General features: G+C 58.0%; 18 protein-coding genes. 13 read left to right on the top strand and 5 right to left on the bottom strand.

All coding sequences use genetic code 11. The features are described from left to right. Window positions 1-6 precede the first annotated feature (6 nt). Window positions 7-3,597: a pyruvate:ferredoxin (flavodoxin) oxidoreductase gene (gene nifJ / locus IPM39_05000; protein ID MBK8985429.1), complete on the bottom strand. Its 3,591-nt coding sequence runs from the start codon at window positions 3,595-3,597 to the stop codon at window positions 7-9. 472 nt (window positions 3,598-4,069) lie between these two features. Between nifJ and IPM39_04995 the strand changes: the two genes are divergently transcribed. The 5 genes from IPM39_04995 to IPM39_04975 all read left to right on the top strand — a co-directional run bounded on the left by IPM39_04995 (window position 4,070) and on the right by IPM39_04975 (window position 8,624). Continuing rightward, window positions 4,070-4,717, top strand: a complete 648-nt coding sequence (locus tag IPM39_04995; protein ID MBK8985428.1) for a CDP-alcohol phosphatidyltransferase family protein — start codon at window positions 4,070-4,072, stop codon at window positions 4,715-4,717. Continuing rightward, window positions 4,714-4,935: a hypothetical protein gene (locus IPM39_04990; GenBank protein MBK8985427.1), complete on the top strand. Its 222-nt coding sequence runs from the start codon at window positions 4,714-4,716 to the stop codon at window positions 4,933-4,935. The genes IPM39_04995 and IPM39_04990 overlap by 4 nt, the downstream gene beginning before the upstream one ends. Continuing rightward, complete coding sequence (gene lgt, locus IPM39_04985) at window positions 4,893-5,927, top strand: prolipoprotein diacylglyceryl transferase (GenBank protein MBK8985426.1); 1,035 nt, start codon at window positions 4,893-4,895, stop codon at window positions 5,925-5,927. Before IPM39_04990 ends, lgt begins: the two co-directional genes overlap by 43 nt. Window positions 5,928-6,060: 133 nt before the next feature. Next, entirely contained in the window at window positions 6,061-6,987 is a 927-nt protein-coding gene (locus tag IPM39_04980; protein ID MBK8985425.1) for an ABC transporter ATP-binding protein, read from the top strand. 170 nt (window positions 6,988-7,157) lie between these two features. After that, the gene (locus IPM39_04975) at window positions 7,158-8,624 is read left to right on the top strand and encodes a stage II sporulation protein M (protein MBK8985424.1); all 1,467 of its coding nucleotides are present in this window, start codon (window positions 7,158-7,160) and stop codon (window positions 8,622-8,624) included. A gap of 106 nt (window positions 8,625-8,730) precedes the next feature. Here IPM39_04975 and IPM39_04970 read toward each other — a convergent pair whose 3' ends face one another. Then, window positions 8,731-9,141, bottom strand: a complete 411-nt coding sequence (locus IPM39_04970) for a DUF1801 domain-containing protein (protein MBK8985423.1) — start codon at window positions 9,139-9,141, stop codon at window positions 8,731-8,733. Window positions 9,142-9,415: 274 nt separating this feature from the next. Between IPM39_04970 and IPM39_04965 the strand changes: the two genes are divergently transcribed. From IPM39_04965 to IPM39_04940, 6 genes are all read left to right on the top strand, one after another. Beyond that, the gene (locus tag IPM39_04965) at window positions 9,416-10,756 is read left to right on the top strand and encodes a hypothetical protein (protein ID MBK8985422.1); all 1,341 of its coding nucleotides are present in this window, start codon (window positions 9,416-9,418) and stop codon (window positions 10,754-10,756) included. 241 nt (window positions 10,757-10,997) lie between these two features. Next, the gene (locus IPM39_04960) at window positions 10,998-12,188 is read left to right on the top strand and encodes a PhnD/SsuA/transferrin family substrate-binding protein (protein ID MBK8985421.1); all 1,191 of its coding nucleotides are present in this window, start codon (window positions 10,998-11,000) and stop codon (window positions 12,186-12,188) included. A 3-nt stretch (window positions 12,189-12,191) separates the two neighbouring features. Continuing rightward, the gene (locus tag IPM39_04955) at window positions 12,192-13,142 is read left to right on the top strand and encodes a glycosyltransferase family 2 protein (protein ID MBK8985420.1); all 951 of its coding nucleotides are present in this window, start codon (window positions 12,192-12,194) and stop codon (window positions 13,140-13,142) included. Window positions 13,143-13,170: 28 nt separating this feature from the next. Further along, window positions 13,171-13,932, top strand: a complete 762-nt coding sequence (locus IPM39_04950; protein MBK8985419.1) for a glycosyltransferase family 2 protein — start codon at window positions 13,171-13,173, stop codon at window positions 13,930-13,932. A gap of 10 nt (window positions 13,933-13,942) precedes the next feature. Beyond that, window positions 13,943-14,179 carry a hypothetical protein gene (locus tag IPM39_04945; protein ID MBK8985418.1) on the top strand — a complete coding sequence of 79 codons (237 nt, stop codon included), beginning with the start codon at window positions 13,943-13,945 and terminating at the stop codon, window positions 14,177-14,179. Window positions 14,180-14,423: 244 nt separating this feature from the next. Beyond that, the gene (locus IPM39_04940) at window positions 14,424-15,743 is read left to right on the top strand and encodes an MFS transporter (protein MBK8985417.1); all 1,320 of its coding nucleotides are present in this window, start codon (window positions 14,424-14,426) and stop codon (window positions 15,741-15,743) included. 112 nt (window positions 15,744-15,855) lie between these two features. Here IPM39_04940 and IPM39_04935 read toward each other — a convergent pair whose 3' ends face one another. The 3 genes from IPM39_04935 to IPM39_04925 all read right to left on the bottom strand — a co-directional run bounded on the left by IPM39_04935 (window position 15,856) and on the right by IPM39_04925 (window position 18,136). Next, entirely contained in the window at window positions 15,856-16,656 is an 801-nt protein-coding gene (locus IPM39_04935; GenBank protein ID MBK8985416.1) for a hypothetical protein, read from the bottom strand. A gap of 133 nt (window positions 16,657-16,789) precedes the next feature. Next, window positions 16,790-17,122 carry a hypothetical protein gene (locus IPM39_04930; protein MBK8985415.1) on the bottom strand — a complete coding sequence of 111 codons (333 nt, stop codon included), beginning with the start codon at window positions 17,120-17,122 and terminating at the stop codon, window positions 16,790-16,792. 189 nt (window positions 17,123-17,311) lie between these two features. Further along, window positions 17,312-18,136 carry a biotin--[acetyl-CoA-carboxylase] ligase gene (locus tag IPM39_04925; GenBank protein ID MBK8985414.1) on the bottom strand — a complete coding sequence of 275 codons (825 nt, stop codon included), beginning with the start codon at window positions 18,134-18,136 and terminating at the stop codon, window positions 17,312-17,314. 302 nt (window positions 18,137-18,438) lie between these two features. On the opposite strand from IPM39_04925, the gene IPM39_04920 reads away from it, so the two are divergent. Both IPM39_04920 and IPM39_04915 read left to right on the top strand, forming a co-directional pair. Beyond that, window positions 18,439-19,428 carry a S1 RNA-binding domain-containing protein gene (locus IPM39_04920; GenBank protein MBK8985413.1) on the top strand — a complete coding sequence of 330 codons (990 nt, stop codon included), beginning with the start codon at window positions 18,439-18,441 and terminating at the stop codon, window positions 19,426-19,428. Window positions 19,429-19,549: 121 nt separating this feature from the next. Then, a complete protein-coding gene (locus tag IPM39_04915) occupies window positions 19,550-21,760 on the top strand; it encodes a DNA translocase FtsK 4TM domain-containing protein (protein ID MBK8985412.1) in 2,211 nt (736 codons plus the stop codon). Window positions 21,761-21,844 lie beyond the last annotated feature (84 nt).

Genomic DNA, 21,844 nt, shown 5'->3' with positions numbered 1-21,844 from the left:
GGTTAGCTACTCTTTGCCGTTGCTGCCAGAGCCTTTCGCCAACTGCGTGTATTGTTCCCAACGCGCTTCGACGTCCCCCTGGGCCAGTTCAAGCAGCTTTGCCGCCCGCTCCGGGTGGCTTTGGGTTAACATCTTATACCGCCCTTCACGGTAGATATATTTGTCCAAAGACATCTTCGGTTCACGCGAATCCAGGCTCAACGGATTCTTGCCTTCCATCACCAGGTCTGGATTAAAGCGATACAGCGGCCAGTAAGCGGTGTCCACGGCCGCTTTTTGCTGCTCCAGACCATACTTCAGATCGTAACCATGGGCCACGCAGTGGCTGTAGGCCAAAATCAGCGAGGGTCCATCATACGCTTCCGCTTCCAGGAAAGCGCGGATGGTTTGCGCGTCGTTGGCCCCCATGGCGATGCGGGCCACGTAGATGCTGCCGTAGGTCATCGCCAACAGCCCCATGTCTTTCTTAGCCATTGGCTTACCGGCGGCGGCAAACTTGGCCACCGCCCCGCGTGGGGTTGCTTTAGACATCTGTCCACCGGTATTGGAATACACCTCGGTGTCCATGACCAGGACGTTGACGTTGCGGCCAGACGCCAGCACATGGTCTAACCCACCATAGTCAATGTCGTAGGCCCAACCATCGCCGCCCACAATCCAGACGCTCTTGCGCACAAAAACGTCGGCCATGCTGCGCAGGTTTTCCAATTGGCTGCGAACGCTGCCGGCTTCCAACTCCGCCAACAACGCTTCCAGGCGTTTCTTCAAATCCACCACCCGCGTCCGCTGGGCATTGATCTCTGCCTCGTCGGTTTGTTCGGCAAACAGGATGGAATCGGCCAGTTCGGCGCCAACCACTTCCCGCAAATTGCGCAGGATAAAGGTAGCCCCTTCAATGCGTTGATCCAGCGCGACGCGCATCCCAAAGCCAAACTCGGCATTGTCTTCAAACAAGGAGTTGGACCAGGCAGGGCCACGGCCGTCATCATTTTTTGCCCAGGGTGTTGTGGGCAGGTTGCCACCATAGATAGAAGAGCAGCCGGTGGCGTTGGCAATCATCGCCCGGTCGCCGAAGAGTTGGCTCAGCAGCTTCAGGTAAGGCGTCTCGCCACAACCGGCGCACGCGCCAGAAAACTCAAACAACGGCTCCAACAACTGCGAATATTTCACCTGATTCAGCGGGATGCTGGTGCGGTCTACTTCCGGCAGATTGAGGAAAAAGTCCCAGTTTTCCCGTTCCGCGTCGCGCAGCGGAATTTGCGGGGCCATGTTGATGGCTTTGAACTTCGGCTGCTGTTTGTTCTTGACCGGGCAGACCTCCACGCACAGCGTGCAGCCGGTACAATCTTCCGGGGCCACTTGCAAGGTGAACATCTGATCCTTAAATTCTTTGAAACGCGCCGGTGAAGATTTAAAGGTTGCTGGCGCATCCGCCAGCAGTTCTGTGTCATAAATCTTCATGCGGATAACGCCGTGCGGGCAGACCAGCGAGCATTTACCGCACTGGATACAAATTTCCGAGTCCCATACCGGGATTTCGGTGGCGATGTTGCGTTTCTCCCATTTCGTCGTGCCGGTGGGGTACGTTCCGTCCACGGGCATGGCGCTGACGGGCAGGTCATCGCCCAGACCTTCAATAATGCGGGCGGTTACTGATTGGATGAATTCCGGCGCATAGTCGGGAACCATCGGCGCACGCTCGAAGGTGCTGCTGGCTTCGGCCGGCACGCGGACCAGGTGCATTTGGGCCAGGGCGCTGTCTACGGCGTTGTAATTTGCCTGCACCACCACATCGCCCCGCTTGCTGTAGGTCTTTTTGATGGCGTATTTGATGGCCGCGATGGCTTCGTCGGTGGGCAGCACGCCGCTGATGGCAAAGAAGCAGGTTTGCATGATGGTGTTAATGCGGTTGCCCATGCCCACGTCTTTGGCGACACTGTAGGCATCTACCACGTAAAACTTGATGCGCTTTTGGATGATGATTTCCTGCATAGAGCGGGGCAGTTGGTCCCAAACTTCGTCAGGACCATAAGGGCTGTTGAGCAGAAAGACGGCGCCGGTTTTCGCCAGCCGCAGCACGTCGTACCGTTCCAGGAAGCTGAATTGGTGGCAGGCGACAAAGCTGGCCGTCTGCACCAGGTAGGCGGCGTTGATGGGGCGCGGACCAAAGCGCAGGTGGGATACGGTGACGGAACCCGCTTTTTTGGAATCGTAGACAAAGTAGCCCTGGGCGTAGTTGTCGGTGTCTTCGCCGATGATTTTGATGGAGTTTTTGTTGGCGCCCACGGTGCCGTCGGAACCGAGGCCATAGAATACGGCGCGCACCACGTCGTCGGCTTCGATGTCGAATTCTTTGTCCCATTCCAGGCTGGTGTGGGTGACGTCGTCGTTGATGCCAATGGTGAAGCTGTTCTTGGGTTTGGGCTGGGTCAGCTCGTCGTAGACGGCTTTAACCATGCCGGGGGTAAATTCTTTGGAGGAGAGGCCGTATCGGCCGCCAATGATGCGCGGGAAGGTAGTGAAGGGGGCTTCGCCGGTGGCTAAGGCTTCGGCAACGGCCGTTACCACATCCAGATACATCGGTTCACCAGTTGAGCCTGGCTCTTTGGTGCGGTCTAACACAGCAATGGTTTTTACGGTGGACGGCAGCACCTTCACAAACGCGGCAATATCAAACGGCCGATACAGGCGCACTTTCACGACGCCCACTTTTTCGCCTTTCGCCGCCAGGTAGGCGGCCGTTTCTTGCACCGTCTCCGCGCCAGAACCCATGATCACAATGACCCGTTCGGCATCGGGCGCGCCGGCATACTCAAACAATTGGTACTGCCGGCCGGTCAGCGCCGCAAATTTATCCATCGCCTTCTGCACGATGCCCGGCGCCACCAGATAAAACGGATTGGCGCTTTCCCGCGCCTGGAAGTACACGTCTGGGTTTTGCGCTGTGCCGCGCAGCACCGGCTGGTCTGGCGTGAGACCTCGTTCCCGATGGGCGCGCACCAGTTCATCATCAATCATCGCCCGCATCACTTCTTCTTCTAACAGCTCAATTTTATTCAGCTCGTGCGACGTGCGGAAACCGTCAAAGAAGTGTAAGAACGGGATACGCGCTTCCAGCGTGGCCGCCGAAGCAATGAGGGCAAAGTCGTGGGCTTCTTGGACTGAATTAGATGACAACAAAGCCCAGCCAGTATTACGGGCAGCCATCACATCGGCGTGATCGCCAAAAATAGACAGCCCTTGCGCCGCCAGAGAACGCGCCGCAATGTGAAACACTGTGGACGTTAGCTCACCGGCAATTTTGTACATATTGGGGATCATCAGCAGCAGCCCCTGCGAGGCGGTAAAGGTGGTGGTTAACGCGCCAGTCTGCAATGCACCATGCACCGCGCCAGCCGCGCCGCCTTCCGACTGCATTTCCACCACCATGGGAACGGCGCCCCAGAGGTTGGTCTGGCCCTCAGCCGACCATTGGTCGGCAAACTCGCCCATCGCCGAAGAGGGGGTGATGGGGTAGATAGCGATCACTTCGTTTACCTTGTGGGCAACATAAGCCGCAGCTTCATTGCCATCCAGCGTGGTCATTTGTTTTGTCATACCGGTTCTCCTTCACAAAAACATGTCAGGCGCGCGCCCAAAATTGGGCGACAAGACATTGGCTGTATTTCCTTTTTACGGATTCATTTGATTGGTACGTGGGCTGAATTTTCATTGGGTCCAGCAGTCTGTGGTTATTTATAAGGCCGCTTACGGCCGTGTTTCGGGCTTATTGTATGTCGGTGAGCGCACTACCAGACAGTGACAGATTGCATGATTGCTGATGACGAAAGTCATCTGGTCAGGCGCAGCCCATGCGGATCCTCGCCTGAATCTACCGGAAAAATAAAGGAGTGAATGAGCTTTCTTGACAGTGCCTGGGTGATTCGGTAGCATCGCTTTCTGCTGCCGGGTAATACGCGCTATACTTACCAGGCCAACCAACAAGTCCTGGCAGGTTTCGTTAACCTCTCAGATTTGCAGGAAAGTTACCTTTTTACGAACCCTGAGCAACCACTTGCCACGAGGATGTATGAAACAAGAAGATTTGCAAAAAACGCTAGAAAAACCAACGCTGACCGACAGATTACGGGTTAAAACAGTCGGCATCATTGACCCCATCGTGACTTTTCTGGCCAGATACCACTTTTCGCCGGATACGCTGACGGTGTTAGGCATGTTGTCCCATTTCTTCCTGGCGTACCTGATCGCCATTGGGCAGATGCGCTGGGCAGGCATCGCCATGATTTTTTTGGCGCCGTTGGATGCTCTGGATGGCGCATTAGCGCGTAAACTGGGACGCAAGCAAGGGGGGTTTGGCGCGTTTTTGGATTCTACGCTGGACCGGCTGGCTGAGATTATTCTGTTTGGCGGCTTTATTTATTACTACCTGCAAGCTGGGGATGTGACCATGCTGGGCCTGTCTTACGTGGCAATTACTGGTTCGCTGATGGTCAGTTACACCCGGTCTAAGGCCGAATCACTGAAATTGTCGGCCAAGGTGGGTATGATGAGCCGGGTGGAACGGTATGTACTGATGCTGTTCTTCTTGATTATTGGCTATCCTGGCGTGGCCGTGGGCGCGTTGGCGGTGTTGACTTATGTGACATTGGGGCAGCGGATGTACCATGTGTGGTATCAGTTTTACGGCGCGCAAAAGGAAGGGGGTAACGCGCCATGACCAGAAGTCAATCAGCCAACGAACATTTGCCTGTCTGGCGCAAGATGGGCAGCCTGGAAGCGTATTGGTATGTGATCGGCTTCTTGCTGGCGCTGCTGGCGGTGGTATATGGCTATCATCTGGCAACGGCCGTTACCCCAACCGCACAGCCATCTCATTGGGCGGCGGGTTCGATGTGTATTGGTACGGCATTTGCATTGTCGGGGGCATTGCCTTAGGCGCTTACGTGGTCTCGCAGTTGGCGCTGCGCCGGGGCACGGCCGTTATGCAGCAGCACGTCCCCCCAGCCATGCAAACCCGGTCCCTGGCCGACCTGTCCCTGCCCGACGAAGTCAACCAGGTCCTTGCCAAAAACAAAATTACCACCTGGGGCGGCTTACTGCTGGCGTGGGGCTTTCAGCCGCGTAACAGCGGCCTAAACGCGGCTGGTATCGAACAAGTGCAGGCTCGCCTGGAAGCACAAAAGGACATTCAGAAAATGTGGCTGGTGGACGCTCCCTGGCGCATTTGGAACCCGGAACACGTATGGAGCGGCCTGATCTGGAGTCTGATTTTAGCCGTCATTGGGGCGCGTTTGTACCATGTGCTGACCCCATCCCCCAGCATGTCTGCCTTCGGCATCAACTCGCCAATGGATTATTTCCGCAACCCCTACCAGATGATCAATTTGCGCAACGGCGGGCTGGGCATTTACGGGGGCATTCTAGGTGGCTTCGTTGGCCTGGCGATTTATGCCCGTCGGGCGCGTATTCCTTTGCTCGGTTGGGCCGACCTGGCCGTGGTGGGGCTGGCGCTGGGGCAGGTGTTTGGGCGTTGGGGCAACTTTTTTAACCAGGAATTATACGGCCGTCCCACCAATTTACCCTGGGCTGTCTATATAGAACCCATATACCGGCTGCCGGCGTACAGCGATTACGGCCGTTTCCACCCCGCCTTCCTCTACGAATCCCTGTGGAGCCTGCTCACCTTCTTTGTCCTTTACACACTCATTCGCCGCTACGACAAGCGTCTGTTGTCTGGTGAAGTCATGGCCCTTTATTTCATCTTCTATGCCATCGGCCGCAGCTTGTTGGAACTCATCCGCCTGGACAGCCGCATGGTCAACCTCGGTTTTGTGCAGCTAGATATGGCAATTGCCACCTTTGTCTCCATGCTCATCGCCGTGGGCATGGCCGCCTGGATTGCCATCCGCCGCTACCGCCGCGCCTGAGTTCCTATTGTCAATGGGTTGGGAAGGCATTACCCTAATACAATGCACGCAACCCGACAGGTTTATTAGAGTTGTCACAACCAGCCAGCGGGCGGTGTTTTAGTCAGCAAGAGGGCAACGCAGGAGAGTAGCTATGATCATTGCCGAAAACCTCGGTAAGACGTTCGATAATTTTACGGCCGTTCGCCAGCTCGATCTCAACGTCGGCGCGGGCAAACTGCTGGCGTTATTGGGGCCAAACGGGGCCGGCAAAACCACCACCGTGCGCATGTTAAGCTCCATCCTGCGCCCCACCACCGGCCGCGCCACCATCAACGGCCACGATGTGGTCACAAACGCCCCCCAGGTGCGTCAATCCATCGGCGTGTTGACAGAGCAGCCGGGCCTGTACCTGCGCATGACGGGGCTGGAATATCTGCTGTTTTACGGCCGTCTCTATGGCATGGCCGACAGCGCCATCCGGCAGCGCGGCCTGGAGCTTTTCGAGCGCTTTGGCATGGCCGACGCCCACCAGCGCCGCCTGGGGCAATATTCCAAAGGGATGCGCCAAAAAGTTGGCCTGATTCGCGCCATGCTGCACCAACCGACCGTGCTGCTGCTAGACGAGCCAACTTCGGCCATGGACCCGCACAGCGCCAAACTGGTGCGCGACACCATCAAAGAAATGCGCGACGACCAACGCACCATCATCCTCTGCACCCACAACCTGGCTGAAGCCGAAAGTCTGGCCGACCATATCGCCATCATCAAAAAAGGCAGCATCGTCGCTCAGGGCAGCCCAGTGGAACTGAAGCTGGCGCTGCTGGGGCATCCCCAATTGGAAGTGCGCGTGGACCAACGCCTCAATGGCCAGGTCAAAGAACTAGACAGCCTGGTGGTGGTGGAGTCAATGAGCGACCACACCATTCGTTACCGCACCCCCAACCCGCAGCAGGCCAACCCGGCCCTGGTCCGTCGTCTGGGCGAATTGGGCCTGGGCGTCGTCGCCCTGCAAGAAGTCAGCCAAAGTCTGGAAGATGTCTACCTGCGCGTCGTGGCAGATGAAACAGCCGCCGGTTGATAGTGACAAGAGACATCATGGGTTTAGAGTTGTCAAATCTTAAAGATTTGACAGCTCTATTTTCAAGAGAGACTTCATGAGTGGGTTACCCACCACCACGAATGAAAACCCTGGGAGCGCAGGGTCCGGGGTCCTCCCATTACCTAACTGGCAGCACCCCCAAGGTTTCTATGGCTCAGATAACCCTCAAAACAATTCCCCTGAAACAACAAGATTGGCGCATGGCCGCCGTGGTGGCCCGCCGTGAAATCAAAGACTCTTTCCGCGATTGGCGCATAATGACGCCGATTATTCTGCTGACGGTATTTTTTCCGGCGTTGATGAATTTTGCCGCCGGCCGCATGATGTCTTTTGTCTCCAACTATGGGGCGGAAATCATCGCCACCCAGTTAATCCCGTTTTTGCTGCTGGTGGTGGGGTTTTTCCCAATGTCCTTTTCGTTGATCATCGCCCTGGAGACCTTTGTGGGTGAAAAAGAGCGCAAAAGCCTGGAACCGCTGCTGGCCACGCCGCTGACCGATACGCAGCTTTACCTGGGCAAAATGGTCGCCGTGCTGGTTCCGCCGCTCCTGGCGGCCTACCTGGGCATGACCGTCTACCTGGTGGGCCTGTACTTCAGCCTGGGGTGGACGCCATCGGCGCAGTTGTTGGGCCAGACAGTGATGCTGACCACCGTGCAGGGCGTGATTATGGTGGCGGCGGCCGTGGTCATTTCCAGCCAGACAACCAGTGTGCGAGCGGCTAATTTGTTAGCCAGCTTTATCATCGTGCCGATGGCGCTGCTGATTCAGGCCGAAGCGGCGTCGCTGTTTTGGGGCAACCATGTGGGCTTATGGTGGCTGATATTGGCGCTGATGATTACGGCCGTTGTCCTGGTACGCATGGGTCTCCACCTGTTCCGCCGTGAAGAGCTGATGGGCCGCGACCTGGACGAGTTTCGCCTGGGCTGGATTGCCGGCGAGTTTTGGGCGATGCTGAGTGGACGGCGGCTGAATAACGGCCGTTACCCCACCCCCTTCCTCTGGTATCGGCAAACCTTCGCCATTGTTCCACAGTTAGCCCGCCCCATCGGCGCCCTGGTTCTGGCTTTGTTCGGCGCAGCGGGCATGGGCGTCGCCCTGGCCTTCACCTATCGCCTGCCGCCCGACATGTTAGGTCAGATCAGCGGCGGCGGGATTGCCGCCAATCTGGAACAACTACAAATTGTCGCCAAAGGGCTGCCGCTGGCAATTTTTATACAGAACGTGCGCGTGCTGCTGCTGCTGGCTCTATTGGGAACCTTCACCTTTGGCATCCTGGGCATCCTGGTCTTTATACTGCCCTGGGTCATCGTCGGTTTTGCCGCCGGGCAAATCTTCCTGGCCGGTGAAAATGCCCTGCTGTTCGTGGCCGCCTCCATTCTACCGCACGCCATTGTTGAACTGCCGGCCATCTTGCTGGCCGCTGCCGCTGCCCTGCGCTGGCACATCACCGTCATCGCCCCACCGCCAAACCGCACCCTCAGCGAAGCCTTTATTGCGACATCCGCCGAATTTGCGCGCATCTTTATTGGCCTGGTACTGCCCCTGCTGCTGCTGGCTGCCTACGTCGAAGCCTTCATCACGCCCCAAGTGCTGCTGGCAGTATATGGAAATTAGAAGGACGCTCTGTAAATTTGCCCAAGACTTGTAGGGGCAACCACAAGGGTTGCCCTACAAATCTGTTAACAACTCCGATTTGTGCGGGCATCCGGCGATTTGCGACTTACAGCCCACGACTCATTTCATACTGGGCGATGAAATCGGCCGGGGGCATGCTGGCAACCACCTGGGCAATCAAATCCAGCGGCAAATCCTCCAACTTGCGAAACCGCACGCAAGATTTGCCCATATCTAATTTCTTGCCCATCTGTTCATACGCTTCTTTCAGCCATTCGGTTTGCAATTGGTCTTGATAGAGACCCATCAGGTACAGCGCGTAGTGGTTTTTCTGCGCCGCCAGACTGATGTATGTCAATGGCTGTTTGTTGTAGGTTTTGGGGTAGTCGGCCAAGGGAATTTCGTAGCTGATCATGCCCCAGTTCATGGACTCAGCATAGCCATCGGGCAAATTACGGCGGATCAGGTCGCGCACGGCCGTTACCACCTGGCGCTGTCCTTCAGGCAGTTCAGCCAAAGCCCCTGTGGCGTAGCGCCTCCTTTAGGTTTGGCTCCGCGCCCTTCGCCCCTTGCGGGCCGGGGGCGGCGCCTGGGCCCCGGGCCCCCGCCGGGGCCGCTGGCTCCCGGCCGGCGTTAGCTTCTACGGTGTTCGCATTACTTTTCACCATTATCAAACTCCTTCAATTAACTTTGTTTTCATTTCTTGGCACATCATACCACAAAGCCATAGGCGTTTCGTCGGGAGTTCGCCACTCGCCCGGCGCTGGCGGCTTTGGTACACTTGCGCCACTATGCAACAGAAGAAAAACACACCGGTTATTGTGGGCCTCGTTGCCCTGCTCATCGTTTTGGCCGCCGTGGCCATCGGCTGGCGGCTGCTCAATGGCGACAGCAGCCTGCTGCGCAACGTGTCTGTGCAGCACGACACCATCACTCCCAACGCCGACGGCGATACCGACGCTACCCGCATCCGCTATCAATTGGCCGGCAATGCGGCCGTGTCCATTTATCTGGAAAATGCCAGCGGCGACCGATTTTATTTTCGTCAGGATAAAATTCGGGGCGCGGGCGATTATGAGGTCCTGTTCAGCGGCGTGGTAGATGGCTACACACTGCCGGGCGAGACAATTACCGGCCAGGTCCTGGCCCGCCTGCTGCAAAACGGAACCTACACCTGGACGGTTGAAGCTACCGATGAGAACGGCCGTACCGAAACCCAACAGGGCCAGCTCACCATCGCCGACGCCGACGCCACCCTGCCCGAACTGCGCGACTTCTCGCTGGACCGCGCCACCTTCACCCCCAACCGTGATGGCATAGACGATCGCATCCAGGTGCAGTTTTACCAGACCAAAGAGGCCACCGTGCGCGTCTTCTTGCAGCTGCCAGACGGCCGTGAACTGCCCATCGCCGAACTAGAACGCGCCATCCCCGCCGGAATGCCCGGCCGCCACATCTATGATTACGAAGGCGGCGTGGACAACAGCGAAACGCCGCCGGCCGATGGAACCTACCCCATCATCGCCATCGCCGAAGACGCCGAAGGGCAGAAGATTCGGGTGGAGAACGAACTAAGCATCGCCTACGGCGGCGTGCCCCGCGCCGACATCTTTGCCCCGCCGACTGGGAATACGCTGAGTTTTAGCGCAACGGCCGTTGCCATCTGCGATACCCTCTACTTCACCATGACCATCGAAAACTACGGCACAACCCCCATCCGTACCACCGGTCCCGAACCAGGAACCGTCTACGACTCCGATTGGAACTACAACACCCTGGGTTGGCACACCGAATCCGGCGCCTGGCGCGCGGCCATCGGCTTCGAGAACGAACTGAGCAACTACCCCTTCCGCTGGGCCGTCGGCGGGCCGGCCGATTTGCAGCAAATCGGCGATTATACCTACCTCATGCCCGGCGCGCGGGCCATCGTCACCGGTGGCATCCGCGTGGTGGATGTGTTTGGCAACCGCAACCCGCAGCCCGTGTGGGCCGGCCTCATCCACGAAGATGTCGCCATCACCCAATTCAACAACCGCGTAAACCCGCAAGCCATTTTGGTAGACATCCCCGACGCCGCCAATATGCCTATCTGCGAACCCCGCGAAATCCCCATGAAACCGCAGCAGCCGTAGACCGAAGTCCGTATCCCGTTATCCGATGACATTTTCCAGAGATAGCACCCTACCGATAACCGATTACCGCTTGCGAGTACTAGCCAAACCACCCGGCGCGGTCTGAACCAGCGACTGCTTTTCTCGATCTAAGCAGCAGGTTAGCATCGGTGGCAGGGGAACGGCCGTCACGGTAAACTAACAACGTTCACGCGATCATGTAGCGCTGACCCGCACTTGAGAGGATTGGGAAAACAGGTTCATGGCAAAGGTTTGGCTAATTGTGGCCTGGGGGCTGCTTATTTTGTTGTCTGCGTGCCAGCCACAGGTGTTGGAAGTTGAGGTAACGCGCCTGGTAGAAAACAACCCGGCAAGCAGTGGCCCAACGGCCGTCGCCACCCCCGCTCCCGTCCAAATCGAAGTTACCCGCCTGATCACGACCGAAATCGTCACCGAACTTGTGCAAGAAATCCCCGTCGAAATCACCAAAGCCCCCCTCGGTACAAGCGAACGACCGGTGCAAATTTTATTCTCGCCCATCAGCAGCGCGGCCGTCATCATGACGCGCGGGCAAGGTTTGGCCGACGCCCTGGCCCAGGCCACCGGGCAGCAGTTTGTTGTCGGCGTTGCCGACAGCGAAGCGGCCCTCATAGACCTGATGTGCGCCGCCCCGGCCGACACCATCGGCGTGTTGTCGCCGTTGGGGATGGCCCAGGCCAGCGCCCAATGCGCTGCGCAGCCCGGCAGCGTCGCCGTCCACGCCGACGGCCTGAGCTGGCAGGCGGGCATGATCGTCACCCGGCGCGACAGCGGCATTCTTACCCTGGCCGACCTGGCCGGCAAACGGGGCGCAGTGCCCGACGCAGCCAGCATCCCCAACGCCAAAGCCATCGAAACCATGCTGCGCAGCGCCAGCGTGGCCGCCGCCGAAATCATCGAACTGCCTGGTGACAACAGCGCCATGCTGGCCGTGTTTAACGGCGATGTGGATTTTGCCGTCGGCTCCTACACGCCGCCCATCATGCCTTATGAAGATCGGCTGTGGCAGTATGGCGTAGACAGCCCTGAAATATGGCGGCAGTTGGGCATCGCCCCAGAGCGCAGCCCCATTGGCTATGTGTTGGTCATTGGCGAGCCGGAATTTGGCGGCTATCGTCTGCGCGACGCCCGCGCCGGTATTTTCGACATCCAGCCGGAAATTTACACCCAAACGCGCATCGTCGCCCTCAGCCCACAAATTCCCAACGAAACGGTGGCCTTTGGCCGCGATTTCCCACTGGCGCTGGCACGGCAGGTGGTCGCTGAATTACAAACGTTTGCCCTGTCCGAGGCGTGCGCCACATCGGTGTGCGCCAGCGATTTTTACGATTGGCGCGGCCTGGAGCCGGCCACAGACGCGCTCTATGCTCCGCTACGCGACATTCTCGCCGCCGGAGCGCTGACCGAAGAATAAACCATGTTAGATGTAGCGGTTATCATCGTTAGCTGGAATGTGCGCGATTACCTGGCGGACTGCTTACGCTCTGTGCATAAGGAGATTTTGCGCACCCGGTTACGGGCGCAAATCTGGGTGGTGGACAACGATTCCACCGACGGTACGGTGGAACTGCTGCGCAGTCTTTTCCCGCATGTGCATCTCATTGCCAACAGTCATAATCCCGGTTTTGGCGCGGCCAATAACCAGGGGATAGCCGCTGCCGCCAAATTGGAGCCGCGTTATTACTTTTTGCTGAATCCAGACACAACACTGCGGCCGGGCGCGCTGAAGCATCTGGTTGAATGCCTGGATGAACGGCCGAACGCCGGCATGGCGGGGGCGCGGCTGGTCTATCGCGACGGCCGTTTCCAGCACAGCGCCTTTTACTTCCCCGGCATCACTCAACTCATCTTCGACCTGTTTGTGATGCCGCCGCGATTGTACGACAGCCGGTTAAACGGCCGTTACAGCCGCCAACTCTTCCGCCCCGACCACAAACCCTTTGCCATAGACCATCCGCTGGGCGCTTCGATGCTGGTGCGGGCCAGCGTTGCCAGCGCCACCGGCGGCTTCGACGAAAGCTACCACATGTATTGTGAGGAAATTGATTGGAGCTGGCGCATTCGTGAAGGTGGTTGGGATATTTACGCCGTGCCCGCCGCCGAAATCGTCCATTATGGCGGCGAAAGCACCAAACAGGCGCCCACCCAGTCGGTCATTAATCTATGGACCAGCCGGGCGCAGTTGTACCGCAGACATCACGGCCGTGTGCGGCAGGTCTTGGCGACAAAATTGGTGCAGATAGCCATGCGCCGCAAAGCCGCCAAAACCAACGACCCCGATTTGTTACGCGCTTATGAAGAAATCATCAACGCCTGGACTCAAGACGCCGCCCCACGCACGGCCGTCAGCCAGCCCGACGGCGGCTAAATCCCCAGCCTCTTTGCCAGATGTTCCCATGATCGAAATAACGGCCGTTATCCTTACCTATAACGAAGCAGCCCACATACAGGCCTGCATCGCCAGCCTGGCCTGGGCCGACCGGGTGCTGGTCTTCGACTCCTTCAGCCAGGATGATACCCTGGCGCTGGCGCGGGCGGGCGGCGCCGAAACAGCGCAAAACAGCTTTGAAAATTACGCCCAGCAGCGCAATGCCGCCCTGGCCCATCTGCAGACCGACTGGGTTTTTTTTGTAGACGCCGACGAACGTGGCACGCCAGAACTGGCGGCCGAAATCCGCCAGGTGGTGGCGCAGCGGCCAGAAATGGGTTGGTATGTGCCGCGCCACAATTATCTCTTTGGCAAATTGACGTTGGGCGCGGGCTGGTTCCCGGATTACCAACTGCGCCTGTTCCAGCACGGCCGTGTCCATTACGAACGCCCCGTGCATGAACTGGCGCTGGTGGACGGGGCCATCGGCCACCTGCAGAACCCACTCATCCATTATAACTACCGCGACGTGGCCCATTTTCGCGCCAAACAGCGCGCTTATACCGATTACGACGCCTCTATCTTGCGGCAACACGGCGTGCGCCCCAAACCACACAATTACGTGCTGCAACCGTGGCGGCAGTTCTGGTGGCGTTTTGTCAGCCTGAGAGGGTATGGCGACGGCCGTCATGGGTTGCGCCTCAGCCTGTACATGGCTTACTATGAATGGGTGAAGTACCGCAAGCTGGCGGCGCTGTGGGGCGAAGGGGATGACGAGGTGAAGGACTGACGGAGGAACCATGAGTTCAATTGGCGTTGATTGTACTTTTGCCGCCGACGGCCGTATCCAGGTGCGGCGCATTGAGCTAGACGGCCACTGGCAGGCGGTGGAACAAGGCCGCCAATGGGCGGACGCCACAGGCCGCCACATCTTAATCATGATGCCCAATGGCCCGGTGCGTGAACTTGTCTTGCGGGCAGATAGGCTGACGTGGGAATTGGGAAACGGCCGTACACCCCCCATTCACCTGGCCTGACAGCCCATGAAGGAATGAAAATTAAATAACATACGGAAGATTGGACAGATCTCAGAAGGTTGGTCCAATCTAAACGAATTATCGAAAACGTGTCTGGGCTGCCAGCCGCAGCTACCCCCTCAAACATCTGCCAATCGCATAGCAGCAGTAGGACTTAAGTCGCTTGATTTCCTTCGCCAATCGTCGGAACGCGGGGATAATAGGGGATTTTGTATAAACAAACACTTTGATGTGAGGGTTTCGCATGGCAACAACAACATTCACCCGACGAACGGCCGTGATTCCGGCCGAACATCGCCGTAACTTTTTTCATCTATACATGGACATCGCCTGGTTTGGCGTGCTAAACGCCAGCGCCATCTCTTTTATGGCGGTGTACGCCACACGCCTCGGCGCGACCGGCTGGCAGATTGGCTTGCTCAGCGCCGCGCCGGCCGTCGTCAGCCTGATGGTGACGCTGCCGATGGGCAGTTGGCTGCAAAAAGGGGGAGCCATCAGCCGCAAGGTGTTTTGGACCTCGGTGGGGTATCGCCTGTTTTACGCGGTGTGGGTGTTTTTACCCTTCTTTTTGCTGCCCCAGGCACAGGTTACAGCCCTGATTGTGCTGGTCTTTTTGATGAGCATTCCCGGCACAGCGCTGTCGGTTGGTTTTAACGCCCTGTTCGCCGCGGCTGTGCCCGTGGAGTGGCGCAGCCACGTTACCGGCATTCGCAACGCGCTGCTGGCGGTGACCTTTATTGCTGTGTCACTGCTGTGTGGTTGGCTGCTGCAAGTGCTGCCTTTTCCAATTGGCTATCAGGTGGTGTTTGCCATTGGCGCGTTGGGGGCAGCCATGAGCAGCGTGCATTTGTGGTATGTACGGCCGTTACATGAAGCCACCTACACTCCCCGACATGGCGAAAGTGTCGGCGACCTGGCCCGGCCTGGCGCAGTGCGGGTCTGGTTGGGAGGAATGCGCACGGCCGTTGGCGATTGGCGCTTTTTACTGAACCGTCACCCCGACAAAGGGCTGCAACTGCGCAGCGTAGACCAGGCCTTTCGCCTGGTGTTGTTGGCGATGTTCTTCTTTCACCTGGCGCAGTACCTGCCCATCTCGCTGCTGCCGCTGTTCTGGGTGAACCACCTGAACCTTTCCGACCAGGACATCGGGTTGGGGAACGCCGTTTTTTACGGGACCGTGCTGCTCACTTCGATGCAGCTCAGCCGGTTAGCGCGGCGACTGAGCAACCGGGCGATGTTGGTGATTGGCGTGTTGGGGATGAGTATGTATCCGGTGTTAACGGCCGTCACCCGCGACCTGACTCTCTTCCTTATTGTTTCGGCCGTTGGCGGCATTACCTGGGGATTGGTGTCTGGTTCGCAGGCCAATTACCTGCTGGAACGTATTCCCGAAGACCGTCGCCCCGCTTACCTGGCCTGGTATAACCTGGCGCTGAACGCGGCCGTGCTGTTAGGCTCGCTGGGCGGCCCGCTGCTGGCCGCGCGAATTGGGCTGGTAACGACGCTGTTTGTCTCTGGCGCATTCCGCTTTCTGGCGGCATTGTTCGTCTGGCGACGAGGTTAGCAGCCGTAAACCAAAGCCCGTATCCCATTTTCCGTTGGCATTTGCCAGAAGTATCGCCCCACGGAATACGGATTACCGAATACGGATACCAGGCGATTGGCGATAGTTCCGCTCAGGGCGCGTCAAAAACGGGGATGATTTCCTCTAATTCGGGTCGAGTTTGCTTACGGCGGTGGATGAGCGAGGAACCGGCTTTCTTAACACCAGCTACGGCCGTGCCGCCGGCCGCTTTTATCTTCTTCCCGCCGCTCACCAATACATCACGGTTCAGGCCGGTTAGAGCCTGAGCCGTCAGCCGCCAGTCGTCCATCGCTTCCGGCCCCAGGCTAAAATAAGCCCGCGCCCGCTGGCCGATGATATAAGTCATCACGGCATTGGTAGACGCCGAGGCGACCACCCCGGCCACCGGCAGCGCCCCGGTGACATATTTGGAACCGGCGCGCGCCGCGACCCGGCGCGAGATGTGGTTGCCGGCGCGGTGGGCCAGGGTGGTGGTCCCGGCGCTGAGGCCAGTCACCAACAAAACGGCCCGCCGTTTTTCGCTGGGGGAAAGGACACGGCCGTATAAAGTGGCAATTTCCAGCACCAATTCCGCTTGCAGCTTAAAAGTAACCCCAAAGTCAGCGGCCACGCCCAGCGCCAGCCCGGCAAACGTGCCCACGCCGGGAATAATGGCTGCGGCTGAAGTGGTGGCCCCGATAACGGCCGTTTCCCGAGACTTGCTGGCGATCAGGCGGTCGGCCAGCTTTGCCACCGGTTCATTGGGATGGGCCACCTGCATCTTCGCCACCCGCGCCGCAGCCGCCTGTTCATCGGTTTCATCAATGACCTGCCCCAAACGATTGAGGAGTTTATCGGTCAGGGTAAGACGTTTGGATTGTTTATTGGTTTGCTCCAGAGCAGCATTGGTCATCAGGTTATCCATAGGGAGAACAACAAACCGCGAAGGTGTGGAGGATGCAGAGATTGATGGACATCTCTCTGTGCCCGTCACACTCTTCGCGGTTAGATTCTTACAGGTTTAGCAGCCGCCAATAGGCGGCAGCTTAAATGATACCGGCCACCACCATCACGCCGAAAGCGACGGCAATGATGTTTAAGAGTATTAACAAGGCCAAAACCAGACGTTGGCCGGGGGTAAACTTGCTCCAGGCAAAAGAGCCGCCAGAACTTGTCGCCGTTGTGCGTTCGGCGGCTTCCATCTCGTCTTGCATGGAGCCGGTGCGCGTACTTTTGCGACGGAGTTGATCGAACTCGTCATCGCCGCCGGTCTCAAAGTCGTCGGTTGCTGATTCCAATGGCGTCGCGTCATCATCCAACAGCCAGTCGGGTGTTTCATCAAAAGAATCGTCGCTGAAGCGACTAAAATCATTGCTCATGGTTCATCTCCTGGTATCAATTGGGCAACAAATCCACTCCGAAAGGCTACCCGACATACTCATAAATGTCAATGGTAGACTCGACTATGGCGCAGGCGTATGGCGGTGTTTTGTGTTGAACCCCAAGGGGTTCGCCAACACTTTAGGGACTGACACCGCTTATGGCACTTGCCTGATTACGGCCGTTCCTCAGCCGCGCAAGGAAACATCGCCAGCTGCGATGGTGTGCTGACGGCCGTCGGCGCTCTGCACCAATAACTGACCCCATTCATCCACGCCTACGGCCTGGCCGGCCAACAGCGGCTGGCCGGGTCGGCTGACAGTGACCATCTGCCCCAGGGTAATCAGACGCGCCTGCCACTGCGGCTGGGGGGAACGGCCGTCCTCTGCCGCCGCATAATACCCTTCCAGCCGGGTTAGAATATCTACCAGCAAGGCCAACCGGGACACCGGCCGGCCGGCCGCCAGCGACAGGCTGGCGGTGGGGGTGATGCCCTGGGGAAGCTGGCTGGTGGTCATGTTCACGTTGAGGCCCAGGCCCATGACGACGGTTTGTAGACGGCCGTTTTCTGCCACACTGCCTTCCAGCAGCAGTCCGCCCCATTTCCGCCACACGCCTTCCTGCCAGATCATCAGGTCATTGGGCCATTTCACGCCCATCGGCGCAGCGTGAATGCCAACGGCCGTTTCTGCCGCTTCCAGGACTGCCAGGCTGGCCATCATCGTCAGCCACAAAAGCTGCTGCCCCGGCCAATCAGGGCGAAACAACAGCGACATCATCAACGAAGTGCCTGGCGACGCCTCCCAGCGGCGGTCCAAGCGGCCACGGCCAGCGCTTTGATAATCGGCCACCAATACCGTGCCCGCGGGCGGCCATTGGTCGCTGCCTTGCCGCACCATTTCTTTGAGCACGTCATTGGTGGAGGAAATAGTGGGGTAATAATGGTAGGCGTGGCCTAACCAGCCTGTGTGCAGATGGGGCAGTACGGCCGTTGACGCTAATTCTTCCACCATTTATTCCTCCGAAAACGGCAGCTCAACCTCTCCGGTTGTTCACCACCAAAATAACAAGACAGCCTGCTTTCTCAGGACCTATTATAACCTGCGGCCATCAATCAGTGCGACCGAGGCACAGGCGTATAAAGCAGATGCAGCAAATCCGCATCATGGAAAACCACGCCGCGCCTGGGCCTCAGCGTTCCGGTTGACACAGGAATAGCAAAGCCTATAATTAGGAATAAAGTACTATGCTCATTAGGTTACAGACAAGCGGCTATGGCGTGCGTTGTGTGACAATTTTATCCGAGTAACAGCATATGAATCTCCAATCTTCCCAGGCGTCTCCCGAAACAAACCAGCGAGATGATTCTTTTTGGGCCGCTTTATTGTCACACAAAGAAAACGAGCCACATATAACCGACCGTGACCAGGCTGCCGCTTCCGGTCGTTATGAGGTGGTAAGTGGCGACGACGATTGGCTTCCCGAAATAGGAACGTCGCTGATGGACCCCTGGAAATTGGCCCAGGAAGCTCTGGACGCCAGGCAGAAGTTAGAACTCGCCATCGTTGGCTATAACAAAGGGGGGTTGCTTGTGCAGTGGCAGGGTCTGCCCGGTTTTGTGCCAGCCTCGCAACTGATAGATTTCCCCCAGTTCCACATCGCCTCGCAGCGCATTCAAGTACTCAAAGACACTGTCAATCGCGTCCTCACCCTCCGAATCATCGAAGTGAATCCGCAGATGAACCGGCTCATTTTGTCTGAAAGAGCCGCCGTGGTAGAGCCAGAACAACGTCAGAACGTTTTAGACGCCCTTAAATCGGGCGACATCCTCACCGGCCGCGTGACCAATCTAACTGATTTTGGCGCATTTGTAGATTTGGGCGGCGTGGAAGGGCTGATCCATATCTCCGAGTTGTCCTGGAGCCGCGTACCCCACCCTAGCAAGATTGTGCAGCCAGATGAACAATTGGAAGTTCTGGTGCTGGGGGTAGACTCAGGGAACGAGCGGGTGGCCCTGAGCGTCAAGCGTCTGTATCCAGATCCTTGGGCAACGGCCGAAACACGCTACCAACCAGACCAAATCGTCGCCGGTATCATCAACAATATCACCAACTATGGTGCGTTTGTGCTGTTGGAACGGGAGCTAGAAGGGTTAGTCCACATTTCTGAACTGGCTGAAGGCTCTTTTTTGCATCCGCGCAACGTGGTCAATATCGGGGACCGCGTTGTCGCCCGCGTGCTGCAAGTAGACGGCCGTGCCAAACGTCTGGCCCTCAGTTTACGCGGCGTCCCCCAAAATCAGTAGATAGTTGGGAGTTGGGAGTTGACAGCCTGAAAGCGGCGTCCTCACGCCGCTTCCTCACGTCGGCTGTTGATTTGTTGTATACTTGCTGTCAACTATTAATCTTCAGCTACCGACTACTTTTATGACCCGCAAAACCACCACCCGTTCCCCCAAAACAGAACCCCCGCCACCGCCGCCAACCTGGGATGAAAAGTTTATCAACGGCCTCATCCCCTGGCGGGTGGAAATCGCCGGTGGACTGTTGTGTCTCTTCGCGCTGATCACTTTGCTGGCGCTGCCCGGCTTTACCCAGGCCGGCTGGCTGACGTGGTGGACCAGTTTGCTGCGCCAGGTGTTTGGTTGGGGAGTGTATCCTTTGTTCTTTATTCTGGCGGCCGTAGGGCTGCATCTGGCTGTTCGGCGGGTGAAACGGCCGTATCAATTCCACGCCTCCCAGGTTGTCGGGCTAGAACTGCTGCTGTTCACCGCCCTCCCCCTCAGCCACCTACTCACCAACGCCACCCTGTCCGACGCCTATCGGGGTCTAGGCGGCGGGCTGGTTGGCTGGGCATTATCAGAACCGCTGCTGGAATTGATCGGTCCCTTTCTCATCAGCATTCTGTACGCCATTTTGCTGATTTGGGGCTTTGCTTTGCTGGTCAACTATGGTTGGCTGGACCTGTTAGAGACCCTGAACCACATCACTATCGGCCTGCGCCATTGGGGCGCCAGGATTGCCCCACCAGAGCGGGCAGCGGTAGCGCGGCCAACATTGCCCCAGGAAACGGCCGTGCCTCTGCCCCAGTCCCATCTGCGCAGCCCCAACGACCTCATCATCATCGAAGACTCCGCGCCGCAGGAAGATGGCATGGATTGGCAGCGGCGCGACCAACGCCTGCCGGCCATCACCCTGTTAGAAGAAGGCGTGCCCACGGCCATGTCCCCCGCCGAAATTGATGAAAAGAAGCGCATCATCGAAAGCACCCTGGCCGACTTCCACATTCCGGCCATCGTCACCGAAATCCGGCGCGGCCCGGCCATCACCCAGTTCGGCGTACAGCCCGGCTATGTGGAACGCACCGGGCCAGATGGCGACCCCAAACAGCAGAAAATCCGCATCGGCCAGATCGCTTCGCTGCACCGTGACCTGGCCCTGGCGCTGGCCGTCACCCGGCTGCGCATTGAGGCGCCGGTCCCGGGGCGCGGCGTGGTCGGCATCGAAGTGCCCAACGCCGAAACCAGCATCGTGCGCCTGCGTTCCATCCTGGAATCCGACGCCTTTGCCAAAATCAAAAGCCCCCTGGGCGTCGCTCTGGGGCAGGACGTTTCCGGGGCAGCCCAGGCGATAGACCTGGCAACCATGCCCCACCTGCTGATCGCCGGGACGACCGGCTCTGGCAAGTCGGTGTGCATCAACGCCTTCGTTTCTTGCCTGGTGTTCAACAATTCACCGGAACGGCTCAACCTCATCATGATAGACCCCAAAAAGGTTGAACTGATCCGCTTTAATGGCCTGCCCCACCTGATCGGCAAGGTGGAGGTGGAGGCCGACCGGGCGGTGGGCGTGTTGCGCTGGCTGACGGCCGAAATGGACCGCCGCTACGAGATGTTTACCCTGGTCAGTGCCCGCAACCTGAACGGCTACAACCACAAAGTGGCCCGCCACCCAACGCTAAAAAAGCTGCCTTACCTGGCGGTTTTCATTGATGAACTGGCCGATTTGATGTACACCTATCCCGGCGACGTGGAGCGGACCCTTTGCCGGTTGGCGCAGATGGCGCGGGCGACGGGCATTCATTTGATTGTGGCGACGCAACGGCCGTCTACCGACGTAATCACCGGCTTGATCAAAGCCAACTTCCCCGCCCGCCTCTCCTTTTCGGTGGCCTCCGGCGTAGATTCGCGCGTCATCCTGGATACGGGTGGTGCGGAGCATCTGTTGGGCAAGGGCGACATGCTTTTTCAGGCCCCAGACGCCGCCGGACCGGTGCGCGTGCAGGGGGTTTTTGTCAACGACAATGAAATCGAGCGCCTTGTCAACCATTGGCACACCACATTACCCGATTTCGAGCCAATCCCGCCGCCCTGGGAGACGCTTATCGCCAAACACGCCCTGCTGGACGAAACTGACCAGCTATTGGAACAGGCGATCGAAATCGCCCAAAAACAAGACAGTATTTCCAGTTCCATGTTGCAGCGTCGGCTGCGCATCGGCTACCCACGCGCCGCGCGCATCATGGAACACCTCTTCGAGATGGGCCTGGTGGAAGACCCGCAAACGGGCGGTAAAACCCGCAAAAGCCTCGTCGAAGAAAGCGACAATCCGCTGGAAGAAATCCTCTCTGATTCGTAGGCAGGGCGACAAATGTCCTTCACACATGCTGTCATGGTGAGACACGAAGAAAGAGCTTGTTTCTGCGCCAAAATCTCCGTGACT

Origin of the sequence: Candidatus Leptovillus gracilis (assembly GCA_016716065.1) — a bacterium.
GTDB lineage: Bacteria > Chloroflexota > Anaerolineae > Promineifilales > Promineifilaceae > Leptovillus > Leptovillus gracilis.
Note: the sequence above shows the minus strand (reverse complement) of the source record. Positions and strands in the feature narration are given on the sequence as shown.

Bases quoted from the DNA above. Each gene is read 5' to 3' on its own strand.
- IPM39_04990 (MBK8985427.1), top strand. From the start codon at position 4,714: ATGACCAGAAGTCAATCAGCCAACGAACATTTGCCTGTCTGGCGCAAG.
- IPM39_04965 (MBK8985422.1), top strand. From the start codon at position 9,416: ATGCAACAGAAGAAAAACACACCGGTTATTGTGGGCCTCGTTGCCCTG.
- IPM39_04950 (MBK8985419.1), top strand. From the start codon at position 13,171: ATGATCGAAATAACGGCCGTTATCCTTACCTATAACGAAGCAGCCCAC.
- IPM39_04920 (MBK8985413.1), top strand. From the start codon at position 18,439: ATGAATCTCCAATCTTCCCAGGCGTCTCCCGAAACAAACCAGCGAGAT.
- IPM39_04980 (MBK8985425.1), top strand. From the start codon at position 6,061: ATGATCATTGCCGAAAACCTCGGTAAGACGTTCGATAATTTTACGGCC.
- IPM39_04930 (MBK8985415.1), bottom strand. From the start codon at position 17,122: ATGAGCAATGATTTTAGTCGCTTCAGCGACGATTCTTTTGATGAAACA.
- IPM39_04975 (MBK8985424.1), top strand. From the start codon at position 7,158: ATGGCTCAGATAACCCTCAAAACAATTCCCCTGAAACAACAAGATTGG.
- IPM39_04995 (MBK8985428.1), top strand. From the start codon at position 4,070: ATGAAACAAGAAGATTTGCAAAAAACGCTAGAAAAACCAACGCTGACC.
- IPM39_04945 (MBK8985418.1), top strand. From the start codon at position 13,943: ATGAGTTCAATTGGCGTTGATTGTACTTTTGCCGCCGACGGCCGTATC.
- IPM39_04960 (MBK8985421.1), top strand. From the start codon at position 10,998: ATGGCAAAGGTTTGGCTAATTGTGGCCTGGGGGCTGCTTATTTTGTTG.
- nifJ (MBK8985429.1), bottom strand. From the start codon at position 3,597: ATGACAAAACAAATGACCACGCTGGATGGCAATGAAGCTGCGGCTTAT.
- IPM39_04915 (MBK8985412.1), top strand. From the start codon at position 19,550: ATGACCCGCAAAACCACCACCCGTTCCCCCAAAACAGAACCCCCGCCA.
- IPM39_04955 (MBK8985420.1), top strand. From the start codon at position 12,192: ATGTTAGATGTAGCGGTTATCATCGTTAGCTGGAATGTGCGCGATTAC.
- IPM39_04940 (MBK8985417.1), top strand. From the start codon at position 14,424: ATGGCAACAACAACATTCACCCGACGAACGGCCGTGATTCCGGCCGAA.
- IPM39_04925 (MBK8985414.1), bottom strand. From the start codon at position 18,136: ATGGTGGAAGAATTAGCGTCAACGGCCGTACTGCCCCATCTGCACACA.
- IPM39_04935 (MBK8985416.1), bottom strand. From the start codon at position 16,656: ATGACCAATGCTGCTCTGGAGCAAACCAATAAACAATCCAAACGTCTT.